At 67.2% G+C, this 12814-nt stretch carries 16 protein-coding genes; 10 read left to right on the forward strand and 6 right to left on the reverse strand.

The window, feature by feature from the left end; genetic code table 11:
* Window positions 1-75: 75 nt before the first annotated feature.
* The 3 genes from ACQP1O_RS23360 to ACQP1O_RS23370 are packed head-to-tail and all read right to left on the reverse strand — an operon-like array spanning window position 76 to window position 2113.
* Window positions 76-852, reverse strand: a complete 777-nt coding sequence (locus tag ACQP1O_RS23360) for an ABC transporter permease (RefSeq protein WP_357005905.1) — start codon at window positions 850-852, stop codon at window positions 76-78.
* Window positions 849-1499, reverse strand: a complete 651-nt coding sequence (locus tag ACQP1O_RS23365; RefSeq protein WP_433560619.1) for an ABC transporter ATP-binding protein — start codon at window positions 1497-1499, stop codon at window positions 849-851. Before ACQP1O_RS23365 ends, ACQP1O_RS23360 begins: the two co-directional genes overlap by 4 nt.
* Before the next feature lie 47 nt (window positions 1500-1546).
* The gene (locus tag ACQP1O_RS23370) at window positions 1547-2113 is read right to left on the reverse strand and encodes a TetR/AcrR family transcriptional regulator (RefSeq protein WP_433560620.1); all 567 of its coding nucleotides are present in this window, start codon (window positions 2111-2113) and stop codon (window positions 1547-1549) included.
* Window positions 2114-2186: 73 nt separating this feature from the next.
* Here ACQP1O_RS23370 and ACQP1O_RS23375 point away from each other — a divergent pair, with 73 nt between their 5' ends.
* Together ACQP1O_RS23375 and ACQP1O_RS23380 are read left to right on the forward strand one after the other, a co-directional pair.
* Window positions 2187-3407 (forward strand): FAD-dependent monooxygenase, encoded by a 1221-nt coding sequence (locus ACQP1O_RS23375; RefSeq protein WP_433560621.1) that lies wholly within the window; start codon window positions 2187-2189, stop codon window positions 3405-3407.
* Between the two features lie 219 nt (window positions 3408-3626).
* Window positions 3627-4277 carry an HAD family hydrolase gene (locus ACQP1O_RS23380; protein WP_433560622.1) on the forward strand — a complete coding sequence of 217 codons (651 nt, stop codon included), beginning with the start codon at window positions 3627-3629 and terminating at the stop codon, window positions 4275-4277.
* On the opposite strand, the gene ACQP1O_RS23385 is transcribed toward ACQP1O_RS23380, so the two are convergent.
* Entirely contained in the window at window positions 4274-5500 is a 1227-nt protein-coding gene (locus ACQP1O_RS23385) for a hypothetical protein (protein ID WP_433560623.1), read from the reverse strand. The two genes, ACQP1O_RS23380 and ACQP1O_RS23385, sit on opposite strands and share 4 nt — an antisense overlap.
* Window positions 5501-5792: 292 nt before the next feature.
* On the opposite strand from ACQP1O_RS23385, the gene ACQP1O_RS23390 reads away from it, so the two are divergent.
* From ACQP1O_RS23390 to ACQP1O_RS23410, 5 genes are all read left to right on the forward strand, one after another.
* A complete protein-coding gene (locus ACQP1O_RS23390) occupies window positions 5793-6101 on the forward strand; it encodes a hypothetical protein (protein WP_433560624.1) in 309 nt (102 codons plus the stop codon).
* Complete coding sequence (locus ACQP1O_RS23395) at window positions 6098-6277, forward strand: hypothetical protein (protein ID WP_433560625.1); 180 nt, start codon at window positions 6098-6100, stop codon at window positions 6275-6277. The genes ACQP1O_RS23390 and ACQP1O_RS23395 overlap by 4 nt, the downstream gene beginning before the upstream one ends.
* A complete protein-coding gene (locus tag ACQP1O_RS23400; protein ID WP_433560626.1) occupies window positions 6274-6468 on the forward strand; it encodes a hypothetical protein in 195 nt (64 codons plus the stop codon). The genes ACQP1O_RS23395 and ACQP1O_RS23400 overlap by 4 nt, the downstream gene beginning before the upstream one ends.
* Window positions 6469-6934: 466 nt before the next feature.
* On the forward strand, window positions 6935-7375 hold the full coding sequence (locus ACQP1O_RS23405; RefSeq protein ID WP_433560627.1) for a hypothetical protein: 441 nt from the start codon (window positions 6935-6937) through the stop codon (window positions 7373-7375).
* A gap of 25 nt (window positions 7376-7400) precedes the next feature.
* Window positions 7401-7892, forward strand: coding sequence for a hypothetical protein (locus tag ACQP1O_RS23410; protein ID WP_433560628.1), 492 nt, complete (start codon window positions 7401-7403; stop codon window positions 7890-7892).
* Between the two features lie 250 nt (window positions 7893-8142).
* Here the strand turns inward: ACQP1O_RS23410 and ACQP1O_RS23415 are convergent, their stop codons facing one another.
* Window positions 8143-8343: a hypothetical protein gene (locus ACQP1O_RS23415; protein WP_433560629.1), complete on the reverse strand. Its 201-nt coding sequence runs from the start codon at window positions 8341-8343 to the stop codon at window positions 8143-8145.
* Between the two features lie 854 nt (window positions 8344-9197).
* On the opposite strand from ACQP1O_RS23415, the gene ACQP1O_RS23420 reads away from it, so the two are divergent.
* Both ACQP1O_RS23420 and ACQP1O_RS23425 read left to right on the forward strand, forming a co-directional pair.
* Window positions 9198-9476, forward strand: a complete 279-nt coding sequence (locus ACQP1O_RS23420) for a hypothetical protein (RefSeq protein ID WP_433560630.1) — start codon at window positions 9198-9200, stop codon at window positions 9474-9476.
* Window positions 9477-9917: 441 nt separating this feature from the next.
* Window positions 9918-10364: a nuclear transport factor 2 family protein gene (locus ACQP1O_RS23425; RefSeq protein ID WP_433560631.1), complete on the forward strand. Its 447-nt coding sequence runs from the start codon at window positions 9918-9920 to the stop codon at window positions 10362-10364.
* Between the two features lie 12 nt (window positions 10365-10376).
* Here ACQP1O_RS23425 and ACQP1O_RS23430 read toward each other — a convergent pair whose 3' ends face one another.
* Entirely contained in the window at window positions 10377-11258 is an 882-nt protein-coding gene (locus ACQP1O_RS23430) for a TIGR03621 family F420-dependent LLM class oxidoreductase (protein ID WP_433560632.1), read from the reverse strand.
* A gap of 180 nt (window positions 11259-11438) precedes the next feature.
* On the opposite strand from ACQP1O_RS23430, the gene ACQP1O_RS23435 reads away from it, so the two are divergent.
* A complete protein-coding gene (locus ACQP1O_RS23435; protein WP_433560633.1) occupies window positions 11439-12659 on the forward strand; it encodes a transcriptional regulator in 1221 nt (406 codons plus the stop codon).
* The last annotated feature ends 155 nt before the right edge of the window (window positions 12660-12814 follow it).

Raw genomic sequence — 12814 nt, forward strand, 5'->3', positions numbered from 1 at the left:
ACGATAACGGCATTTCGGACGTTTGAGCTCGCATTTGAAATCTCACTGAGTAGGATTCTGCGGGCTCGACGGTCGTCAGTCGGGCAGCCGGACGAGGCGCTGGGCACCGTCGAAGAGGGTCCGCTCGGCCACCCGCGTGGCCGCCAGGGCGGCCAGGGTCGTGGCCGCGAGCAGCATGTACATCACGACGATCTGGTAGCGGATGGCCGTCAGCGGATCCACCCCCGCCAGAATCAAACCCGTCATCGCACCCGGCAGACTGATGAGACCGACCACCTTGGTCGAGTCGATGGCCGGGATCAGCGCGGTGCGCAGCGCCGAACGCTGATTCGGCAGGAACGACTGGTATGCCGAAAGACCCAGTGCCAGCCGCGCTTCCACGGCATCGCGGGCCCGGCGCGCGTCCTCGACCAAACGGCGCAGAGCGATTCCGGTCGATTGCATCGCCGACGACACGATCATGCCGCCCACCGGCACCACCACCCGCGCCTGCGTCGAGATGATGCCGAGCGCGATCAGCGCGCCCAGGGTGATCGACGCGCCGAACGCCACACCGATGGTCGCCGAGCGCGTCGCGTGCGGCAGTCCCGCTCCGCGTCGCCCGGCCACCTGGCCGGCGATGACGATCATCAGGACCACCCAGCCCAGCGCACCCGGCAAGCCGGTGTGGCGGAACAGGATCAGCAGAATCGCGCCCACCGCGACGAGCTGCACCCCGGCCCGGGCCGCCGCGATCAGCAGTTCGCGGGTCAGATGCAGCTGCTGCCGGTAGGCGATGGCCGCCGCCAGCGCGACCAGGACCAGCGACGCGCCGACGCCTGTCCAGTCGGGCACCGAAAGTCCCTGGGTCATGGCTGATTCCCCGCTTCCGCACCACGTGTGAGCCGCCCGGCGGCCAGCGTCCACACCTCGTCCGCCACCTCCGCCACGAATCCCGGGTCATGGCTGACCAGCACCACACTGCCGCCGGCGGCCACATGCGCCCGGATCAACACACCGATCGCCACCGCCGACGCCCCGTCCAGCGCCGAGGTCGGCTCGTCGAGCAGCAGCACCCGCGGCTCCACCGCCAGCGCCCGCGCCAGGCACACCCGTTGCGCCTCACCCCCGGACAGCTCGGCGCAGCGGCGCGCCGCGAACCCGTCGGGCAAGCCGACCGCCCCGAGCAATTCGCCCACCCGCTCGGAATCGACGGCCTGCCCCACGCGCACCTCCGCGGCGACCGTATCGGTGAGCAGCACCGGACGCTGCGGCACCAACCCGACCTGCCGCCGCAGCGCCAGCACATCCAGGTCGGCCACCGGGACCCCGTCCAGCAGCACCCGGCCGCTGTCGGGTTCCGCGAACCGATTCAACAGCCGCAGCAGGGTCGTCTTGCCCGCCCCGCTCGGTCCGACCACGGCCGTGCACCGCCCGGCCGTGAAGGTCGCATCGACCTCGACGAGTACCGAGGTCGATCCGTGGCCGAGACTGACCCGGTCCAAGACAATGCTGGGCACCGCCTCACCCTGCCCCACTCCGGATCGGCGACGCGGCGCGGGGTCGCCTACTCGCCGGCAGCCGCCGGCAGCCCGGCGATCCGTCGCAGTCCCTCGGCGAGTTCCGCTCCGGTGGGAGCGGTTTCGGGGTCGATGAGCGCCTGCGCCGCGATGCCCACCAGCAGCGCCTGATAGAGCGCGCCGACAGTCCGGCCGGTGTCGTCCGCGCCGGTGTCGCCGAAGAGCCGGGCCAGCCCCGACCGCGACTCGTCGGTCTGCTCGGCCAGCTGGGCCCGGGTCTCGGGATGGGAGAGCGCGTCGAAGGTCGCTCCCCACAGCCCCCGGTGCGCGGTGATGGACTCGCGGACCGCATCCCAGCGAGAGGCGAAGTGCTGCAGCGGATCCGGGCCCGGGTCGACCGCGTCGCCCAGTGTGCTCGCGAGTTCGTCGCCCCACTCCCGGGTGGCCTCGACGAGGGCGGCGGTGAGCAGCGCCTCCTTGGTCCCGAAGTGGTAGCCGATGGCGGCCATGCTCACCCCCGACGCGGCGGCGATATCGCGCACGGTGGTGCGGGCATAGCCCTTGTCGAACAGGCACTGCCGCGCGCCGGCGAGCAGATCCTCACGATTTCCCATGCCCGCCAGACTAGCGCATACGCATCAGACGTATGTCTTGTGCAATTGCCCAAATCGGTTCTATGGTCGAGACATGCGGCAGACGAGCACCAAGAACGTCCTCATCTCCGGCGCGAGCATCGCGGGGCCCGCCCTCGCCTTCTGGCTGCAGCGCTACGGATTCACACCCACGATCGTCGAGAAGTCCCCCACTCCGCGGCCGGGCGGGCAGGCCATCGACGTCCTCGGCACCGCCACCGAGGTGGTCCGGCGAATGGGCCTGCTCGAACAGGTCCACGCCCGCAGCACCGGCAAGCGCGGCACCTCCTACGTCGACGCCGCCGGGAAGGTCCGCGCCCGCATCTCCGCCGAGATCTTCAATGGCGTCGGGGCCAACGGCGACACCGAGATTCAGCGCGGCGATCTGGCCGAGGTGCTGTACGAGGCGACCCGGGACAGCGTGGAATACCTGTTCGGCGACTCCATCGCGGCGCTGCGTGAGGACGAGAACGGCGTCAATGTCACCTTCGAGCACGCCGCGCCCCGCACCTTCGACCTGGTCATCGGCGCGGACGGCGTCCATTCCCACACGCGCGCGCTGGCTTTCGGCCCGGAGTCCGGCTTCCTGCACCACATGGGGTACTACATCGCGATCTACACGACCCCCAACCTGCTGGACCTCGACCACTGGGAACTGGACTACAACACTCCCGGCACGATCGCGGGCAGCTACAGCGCCCGCCACAACACCGAGGCCAAGGCCATCTTCGCGTGGGCCTCCGAGCCCCTGGACCACGACTACCGCGACACCGCGGCCCAACGCCGCATCCTCGCCGAAACCTTCGCGGGCCAGGGCTGGGAGGTGCCGCGCCTGCTCGCCGAACTTGCGGACGCCGCGGACTTCTACTTCGACGCCATGGCACAGATCCGCATGGACACCTGGTCGACCGGCCGCATCGCCCTGGTCGGCGACGCCGGCTACTGCGCCTCCCCACTCTCGGGACAGGGCGCCAATCTCTCCCTCGTCGGCGCGTATGTGCTGGCCGGGGAATTGGCCGCCGCCGCAGGCGATCACCGCGTGGCCTTCGCCGCTTACGAGCGCGAGATGCGCCCCATGGTGGACGCCTGCCAGCGCCTCGCCGCCGGCGTCGGCGGCTGGTACGCCCCGAACTCCAAGGCCATGATCGCCTTCCGCAACCTGAACGTCCGCCTGCTCCGCTACCTGCCCTGGCGCGGCCTCATCGGCGGCGCACCGCAAAAGGTCGCCCGAACCATCACCGCCAAGGATTACCGGATCGGCGAAAAAGCGGTCTGACGTGATGCCGGACCCTTCCGAACGAGATCTATTGCACACGAATTTTCGACGCGATGTTCAGGCATGCTGGCAGATGTGGAGCGACTCAACGGTTTTCGATCTGACCCGCGTCAGCTCCTGCTCATCGAGCATGAACTCCCACCGCGCTCAATCGGCTAGGGGAAGTGCTGCCGTCTCCGGGTGCACCGGGAACTAGGCAGCCTAGTACCGTCATGGTCCATGATCAGGGCTGTCGTGTTCGATGTTGGCGAAACGCTCGTTGATGAGACCCGCGAATACGGGACGTGGGCGGATTGGCTTGGCGTGCCACGCCACACGTTCGTTTCAGTTTTCGGTGCAGTGATCGCAAGCGGCAAGGACTACCGCGAGACCTTCCAGATCTTCCGGCCCGGATTCGACCTGACCGTAGAGCGTGAAGCACGGGCAGAGGCCGGCCGCCCGGAGACCTACGGCGAAGAGGACCTCTACCCCGACGTCCGGACCGCGCTGTCGAAGCTGCAGGACATGGGCGTGTGGGTCGGGATCGTCGGCAACCAGACTGTTCGATCGGGCCGGATCCTTCGAAGCCTCGACCTGCCTACCGATTTCATCGCCACCTCCGACGACTGGGGAGTCGAGAAGCCGTCGACCGCCTTCTTCGAGAAGGTCGTCGAGGTCGCGCCATGCGAGGCCGGTCAGATCGTCTACGTTGGCGACCGGATCGAGAACGACATCGCCCCGGCGAAAGCGGTGGGCATGCGGACCGCCTACATCCAGCGCGGCCCGTGGGGATGGATCCAGCGAGACAAGCCCGAGGTCGCGGAGCTTTCCGACTGGAAGATCCACGACCTCCACGAGCTGCCCGAAATCGTTGCCGCAGAGAATGGTTAGACGGCCCGCGACCTGATCATGGTGTGCCAGGTGTAGAGCTTTTCGTCGAGCTCGCGGACCCTCGGCAGCGAATCCCATTCCCGCAGCGTCTGCCGTACAGCCTTCACACGATCCATCGCCGTGGCGTACCAATGCTGCCCGAGCAGGTCGAGCGCCTCCCCGAGGCGCTCACATGCCTGCTCGGGGTCACGGTCGAGCACCGCAGCGGCGGCGAGATCCGCGTAGACCACGGCACGCTGCTTGATCGCCTCGGCGGGCAGCCCCTCCAGCGTTCGCTCAAGCGTCTCGCGCGCGGCCGCCGCGCGGCCCGCAGTGATCTGCGTATTGCCCTTGAAGCCCGCGAGGCGTGCCGGCGAGAACCAGTCCAGCCACACCGGGCTCGGGGCCTCGTCCTCGTCGTGCTCGGCGTACATCTGCTCGGCATGCTCGAGCAGTTCGAGCGCCCGGTCGATGTCGCCGATCCTGGTTTCCACTTCGGCCTCGACCGCGTCGAGCCAGGCGATCATCTCCGCACTGGCATCGCCGCGGTCGGCGAAGATCCGTGCGGCACGGAGGTTTTCACGCGCCTCCTCGATGCGATCGGTGTCGCCGGAGAAGGCAGGCGCGAATGCCATGTGCGCCAACGCCGCAGCGCCCAGCAATGCGTCATCGGCGCGGCTCGCGGCCTGGAGCGCGAGCGCGAAAGACGGCTTCGCCAGCTCGGGTTGCTGTAGATCGAAGAATTCCAGCCGACCCGCGAGGAGACTGGTCTCCGCGACGGCGCGCGCCATCAGCGAGCGCGCTGCACCAGGAATCTGATCCAGATGGTCCCATCCGAGCGCGGCGTGCTCGGCCACGAGCCGCTGGAGACGATCGGCCGGCACCGACCAGTACATATGGCGGTACGCGGCTGCCGAGGCCATGAAATCCGATGCCACCGATTGGGGCAGCATCCCGGGCGCGGCTCCGGCATGGCGAGACGCCCACGTCTCACGACTTCCTATCGCCTGCGGGCGAGGCGATTCGGAGCCGGACCGGCGCGATGAGCTGAACCCCAGCTCAGTAATCGGGCGGTTGAACAGAGCCTCCAACGCTTGGGCGTGATCGGCCTGCGGCCACGGCGGCGCGTCCGATTCCCAGCGTCCGATGGTCTTCTTGGTGACCGAGATGCGCAGGCCGATGCTTCGGGCGGCTTCGTTGAGCGCCTTCGCCAGATCCTCCTGGGACCGGTAGCCGAGGCTCATGCGCGCGATACGAAGCGGGGGCGGGGACGTCATGGTTACGAGCCTACCCCCTACTTGGGTATACATGTCCCCTTGGAGACAAACAATGTCTACACGATGTCCCCTCAAATGGCCTGTTTTGGGACATCAATTAATGAGATGGTGGAGACACAGCTCCCGGTTGCCGGGTAGCCCCAGACCCCGCAAGGGGGATGACGTCGCCGGTTCGTTTGCGTTCGTAGCCATACCCACGCATCGGGCCGGCGACGTCTCCGGCATTCGGGCATAACCCACCGAACGTCCCGAGGTTCCGATGTTGACGAATGCAGTGTTGATCGGCCTGACCGCAGCACTCATAGTAGCGACCGCGTGCCTGTATCTGCTGCCGCTGCGCGACCCCAAAGCCGCTGGCAGACACCGACTGACGCCCGACTCCCCCGACGCCGCCACCGCCGGGCTGGACGCGTCGAGCCATGATGCGCCCAGAATCGCGCTCAGCCCCATCGAAGCGCACGCGACCATGCAAACCCATCGTGAATGCAGGACCGCGGATTGCGCACGCAAGGCAGCCGCGTTCGACGCTCTTACCGGCACCGGCGCGATCAAGCCGAGGATCCGGTGAACGCCGCGACGCGGGATCTGTGGCTGGAACTCCACAGGTTCTGCGCCGACGACCCGGCATCGATCGAAAGTCTTGACGAAGCGCGGTTCGTTCTCTCCGACCACGCCGAACATGGCCCCACCTGCAAGCAGTTCCACGCCGCGCTGCGCCGAGCGTCAGGGGAGGTGACGGCATGAATCAGCCTGGATGGGTAAACGATTGGTGCGACCGAGGATTCATCTTCGACATCTCCGAGCGGCTCGCCGAGGGGATCGCGAAGATCCACGCCCAGTGCACGCCCCCGTGCCCGCGGGTGACGACCGCCCGCGAATACCTGGCTGCGCGCCAGTCCGCGAAGGACGCCTGGAACGCCTCGCCCAATGGGTGACGGCTCGCCGCGCCGAGAACAGTCGACAACCACAAGAGAATAACAACTAGATGAGGTGAAAACCGTTGCACACCAACGCAATCGCCCGCCTATCGATCGCTGGCTTCGCTGTCGCCGCAGCGCTGGCCACCACAGCACCGGCACACGCGGAAGCGATCAGATGTGAACCGGGCACCTCTACGGCGACAGCGTCTTCGTCGGCAAGTGGGGACTCGAGTTCTACTCCCCACCGATCGGGTGCCTGCGAGACCACTTCTACGTCACCCGCGCTGGCGGCGGTCTCGAGAGCGCCTACCACGATATCTGCCCCACCCCGGACCAGCAGAGCGGGCAAGTCGGCTTCTACTACGACGACTTGAGTCCGACCGGGACATTCCAGAACGGAACGCAGGCATGCGGCGAAATCATCGGCCACGGCGGAGTAGCGTGCGCAGACATCAACCGCTGACGTGAGGAAGGCGGGGCGATGACCAACGACGTGCCGGTAACCGAGCAACGCACTGACGGGCGGCTCACCTGGCAGGTCTGGGCAGGCCCCGCCAATCCCGTGATCACGGAAAACCATCCCGGCGAGGACATCCTTATGACCAGGGTCACGATCACTGGTCCCGGCGTAAACGAAGGTTGGGGGTTCGGCGGCCGGCCCCTCTACACCGGGAAGACGATCGACTGCCTGAACAGCCGGTGCGAAGACGGCACCGAATTCATCCTGGCCCGCTTCGAACCCACTTTGCCCGCCATACATCTGGAGACCACGCGGCGCACGATCACCGTGGACGTCCGCAAGTTGCCGACCCACTTCGGGCTGAAGTTCTGGGCACAGCCGATAGACCGCGGCGAGGAATTCGTGACGGCCTACGGGAACCAGTCGGAGTATCGGCCGCTGGGCTGGACGCCAGTGCATTGACCGACGAAAGGCCCGATACGGAAAAATGGTGCCGCACCAGGCAATCGAAGTCGCCCTCGCCGCGCTCACCGGCCCCGGCGGGGGCGCCCACCCTGTCGCCGTGCTCGAACGCCACGGCGTCGTCGCGGTCCTGGTGGACAACCCCGTGGGCCGCGCGATCGTGTTCGTAGAACACCGCGACGGGCAATGGGTCGGGCCCGGCATCATCGGCGGCCAGTTTCACCGCACTGTTGACCGCAGGACCGAAACCACGCCCGGCCAGCCGATCCAGCGGCTCAGTCGCAGTCGCTATAGCACGCTCACCCCGGACGGGGAGCCCTCGGAGCTGTCCTGGTTCGGGGTCACCGGCATCGCCGCCCAGGACGCCGCCGCCGTGACCATCACCTCCAGCATCGACAGTATGCGTGTCGATGTCGGTGACGACGGGCTGGTGTTCGCGGTCGCGCAAGGCCGAACCGACGAGAAGCCCGGCGTCGTCATCCACACCCGCGACGGCGGCGCACACCTGGCGCCCTAGCCGGGCCCAACTGCTGAAACGACGCAACCGCCCCAGCCGGGAATGGCTGGGGCGGTTGCGTTTCGGCGCTGTGACCGTTCCTGTGTGCTGGCGTGTCACGGAGTTGACCGTGAAGCATGAGCCGGGGGTTGGGACGAAGCTGAGCAGGGCAAACATGAAGACATCAAGACTCACAGAGATGATCGTCGGCGCTGCGGTGATCGCCATGGTTGGGCGCCAACTGCTGAGACTGCTCATTGGAGGGTCACGGTCATATGGTGGTTCCCACGACCACGTAGTTGCCGCTGTTGTCGATCTCTTCCAGCACGCGCAGCGGCGAGACCGCGTCGTGGTCCTCGCCGGGGTGCTTGTCGTGCTTCCACCAGCCGCCGGTCGGGGATTCCACCCAGTGGATGCGGTTGGTGCAGGCGAGGCATCGAGAGAAGATGGGATGGCTGTCGGCGTCGCGCATTCGGTTCTCCTTTCGAATTCCCCACCCGGATGTCGGGCGGGAGCGGTTCCGACAGTTAGTTCGGTACCGAGTAGGGGTCGGTATTGGCGGGCTCGGTGATCGCGGCGCCCGCGCCCTTCACCTGCGCCTCGATCGAGTCCTTTGCCTCGCTGCCACTCCCAGCACCCGCGTGGCGACACGACGCACACCGCGCGAATGTCTTCGCGCTATGTGTCCCACGGCCATTTGGCATCCCCCGTGCCCGTCATTGAGAAGGGCCAATCCGAATCACGGCCCCGCTCAATCAGTTCGATCAAGCCGAAGCACGAATCCGAACGACCTCCGAACGTTTGCCGGTTCGGACCACTCGCAGCGTGACCCATCCGGTAACCCGCGAGATTCCACGTGTACAGCGGCACCGACGCAGGGATCGCCGAACCCGGATCGCCACCCCACCCGCCGGCCTGCTCGCACTCTGTCGTGGCCATCGTCCGATGATCGGCCGGGAATGTCCGATCTGTTTCCCGAAACGATGAAAGCCGGTCGCGGAGGGGGGATCCGGACAGGCTCTCATTCGACGTACTCAGCGCTTCCACAGCGTTGATGACAGCAGGCAGCGTATTCCATTACACGCAGAACTCGAGCCGCCGGGCTGGGTGACGAGCGCCCGCGGGAACAGGCGCCCATCCGGAGGTGCTCGGCTGCGTCAATTGCGATGACCACCAGTAGAAGCCGTAAGCCGGCGGGGCTGCGCTGTCTGTCCTGTTGGACGTTGGACGGCGGCCGTTGGACCGGAGTAGAGACCTACCCGGACGTATCGGACCGCGTCGTCCGGAGCAGCCCGCAGTGCCCGCTGCCAGCATTATCTTCCTGGCATGACACCACTCGACCCGCCCATGATCGCCTCACCCGAAGAGACGGGGCTGATTCTCGAAGTGGCGGCCGTCGGCATTCTCGACCCCGCTGGCGCCGACCTCATCTACGTACGCACAACCAACGGCACGCAGTACCAGCTACCGGAGGTGCTGCGGGAGTGGGCGACCACTGCAATCGGGGCGAACCTACTATCCGTTCAGGCCGGAGAGCCGTCCGAGTATCCTCGTCCGATCGAGTTCGGAATCTTCGACGGCCACGTGTACGCCGAGCTGCTGTAGCGCAGGACGTCTCAGCGTCGAAACGGCTCTCGCCGCTACCGCAGGAAACAGCGAAGGTCTGTCTCGGAGGGGGGATTCCGAGACAGACCTTCGCCGTTTCCACCTGCAGACTGCACTGCCGTGTGTATGACCTGCTCAAGTTGCCGGATTTCGGCGTTGAACTCGAGCGACGCGGCCGTCGAAGGTCGGGGTCGGCTACCGCTCACCGGGCAGCAGCATGAGCGCCAGCTCCAGAGCGGAGCGATCCGGTAGCCGGGTGCGCGGTAGTTCTCGGTAGGTGGCAGGTCGAGCAACCCCGCAGCTCATGACACGATTCACGCCTCTGAACTCGGCGGTTCTCATTCGCCTCCAGTATCTTTCGGAAACGGCAAGATCAACGGCCGCCTCGCCGTACGCTGGCCCACCGTCCCAGAAGAGTTATCGGCACCACTCGGAGGCACCATGCTGTCCCTGCAGGAGATTTCGGACCGCCTGGAAATAGAGGACCTCATGGTCCGCTATTCCCACGCCGTGGACACCCACCAGTGGGAGCTGCTGGACGAAATCTTCACCCCCGACGCGCACATCGACTACACCGCCATGGGCGGCCCGGCCGGTGACGTGGAATCCACCAAGAAGTTCCTCGCCACCGTCATGCCGAATTTCTCCGCCTTCCAGCACATGATCAGTAACTCCTCCATCCGCGTGGGGGGCGATCACGCCACCGCCCGCACCATGTGCCACAACCCCATGCTGGTCACCGCCGCCGACGGCACGCGGCAGCTCATGCTGTGCGGACTCTGGTACCACGACACCTTCGTGCGCATGGCCGGCGAATGGCGCATCAAGCAGCGGGTGGAGGAGAAGAGCTACATGTTCATCGCCCCCGACGCGGTCCCGGGCACCTGAATCCTGCGGAGGTCACTCCCCCTTCAGCAGCTCGATGAGCGGCGCGAACCGGTCCATGTTGTGCTCGAGCACTGTGATGTAGTTGAACCCGAAGCGTTCCCGCCGTTCGCGCAGGGCCTCGGCCATCTGCGCGGCGGTGCCGACCAGCAGCACGGGCAGGTCCTCGAGCGCGCCGGTGTAGCCGAAGGGCAGGTGCTCGGTGAGGTAGGCGACCGCGGCCGCACGGTCGGCGGGTGCGGCGATGCCCTGCACGAGCAGGTTGAATTCGACGGCGCCGGCCCGGTTTCCGAGCAGCCCGCGTACGTAGTCCGTCTTCTTCTCGGTCGAGTCGGCGTCCGCGAGCGTGAGCAAGCCGCTGTCGGCCGAGCTCGCGCCGGTGAAGGCGACGATGTCGGCGTACTCGGCGGCCAGCCGCAGCGCCCGCTCACCCCAGCCGGCCAGTAGCAGCGGCGGCCCGGAAGGCTGCGCCGGCCGCGGCTGATACTCCGGATCGGCGTAGAGGCGGCGCAACGTCGTGACCGTTTGCTCGAGGTGCGCGACGCGGCGGCCCGCCGACGGGAACGGCATTCCGGCGGCCTCGAATTCGGCACGCACATACCCGGCCCCCAACCCCAGCTCGAACCGCCCTCCGGTGAGCTGATCCAGCCCGGCCACGTCCCGGGCCAGCAGGACCGGGTTGTAGAAGGGCGTATTGAGCACGAAGGTGTTCAGCCGCGGCCGTTCGGTGACATCCGCGGCCAGCATGAGCGCCGGAAACGGCGCGGGCAGCCCGAGATGGTCGGGCACGCCGATGACGTCGTAGCCGAGTCCCTCGGCGCGACGGCACTTCTCGATCCATTGCGGGCGGGATGCGGGGGTCAGCAGGTTCACGCCGAAGCGGAAAGGGAGGACCATACTTCTTGTCTACCAGTGGAATCCGGAACCGTTCGAGGGCGCGGGAACGGGGCGGCAAAGGCTGCGAAGCCGCCTGGAACGAATTGGCGCACGGACTGCGGCGAATGCGGCCCGCGCGATGCGACCGCGCGCCATCATGGGATATCGCTCGGTCCGGTCGCACCGCGAGGAGTTTGCGCCATGACATTGCTGCCAGTTCCTTCGCACCAGCGTGCGGAGTTGGAGAAGGCATGGGTGCGGTGGACCACGGCCTCCTCGGGCCGCCCGCCCGGCACCGAGGTGGTGCTGCGCAACGAGGTGGCGGAGTCGTGGGAGCGGTCGCTGCGCACGGTGGATCCGACGCGCGCGGTGGCGCCCGGAACCGATCGGGACGAATTGGGTTCGCGCTGGGCCGAATCGCCGTTGCGCACGCCCATCACCGAGATGGCCGGTGAGCTCCGGGCACTGTCGGAGGATTCGGGCATGGTCGCGGTGGTCACCGACGACACGGGGACCGTGCTCTTCAGCTGTGGCGACCGATCGGTCCGGCGGCGGGCGGAATCGGTCAATCTCGCCCCCGGCGGCTGCTGGGACGAGCCGTACATGGGCACCAGCGGTGTCGCGCTCTCGCTGCACAGCGGCCGCCCCACCTCGGTCTGGGCTGCCGAGCATCTGGTGGAGGCGCTTCACGGCTGGGTCTGTTACTGTGCGCCCATCCGCGCCGCCGACGGTCGTCAGCTCGGCGTGCTGGATTTGTCGACGTATTGGGATCGCTCACATCCGCTCATCCTCACAACGGTCCGAGCCCTGGTGACAGCCATCGAAGCCCGAGTACATGCCGAACAGGCCCGCCCCGCCGGTGATACCCGGCTGGAATCGCTTGGGGTGCCGCGCCTCTACAAGCAGGGCAAGCAGCTGGCGATGCGGCCTCGGCAGCTGGAGATCCTGACCCTGCTCGCCCTGGAGCCCGAGGGCTTCACGCCGGAACGCTTGCACGAGGCCGTCTATGGCGACCGGTCGGTGTCCTCCAGCACTCTCAAGGCCGACGTCTCCCGCCTGCGCGCCGCCACCGGCGGTCGCATCGCCGACCGCCGCTACATGCTCACCGAGCCCCTCGCCTGCGACGCCGTCGAGCTGCTCGCCGCCCTCGAAGCGGGCGACCTGACCACCGCCGTCCGTCTGTATCGCGGTCCGCTGCTGCCTGATTCGGATGTTCCGGGCATCGTGCAGTGGCGCGAACACCTCGACGTCTGCCTGCGCACCGCCGTGCTCGCCGACCGCAACCCCGAGCACGCCCTGCGTTTCGGCCAGCGCTGCCCGGACGACATCGAGATCCACGAACACGTGCTGCACCTGCTCCCTCACGGCGACAGCCGCCGCGCCCTGGCGACCGCGCGCCTGCACACCGCCTTGCGCGCGTAATCGATGCCGCAGCGCGTGCGCAGGTGCACGCCCTGCCACGAATATGCCGTCCTTGTCCGGAATGTCCATTACCGCAGTCGTATTCGACGGCAGTGACTCAGCAACGTTTCGCCAACCCGGCGCCAACCTCCCGCCAACCTTCGCCGTTCATAGTG

Source organism: Nocardia sp. CA-151230, assembly GCF_050942175.1.
Lineage (GTDB): Bacteria > Actinomycetota > Actinomycetes > Mycobacteriales > Mycobacteriaceae > Nocardia.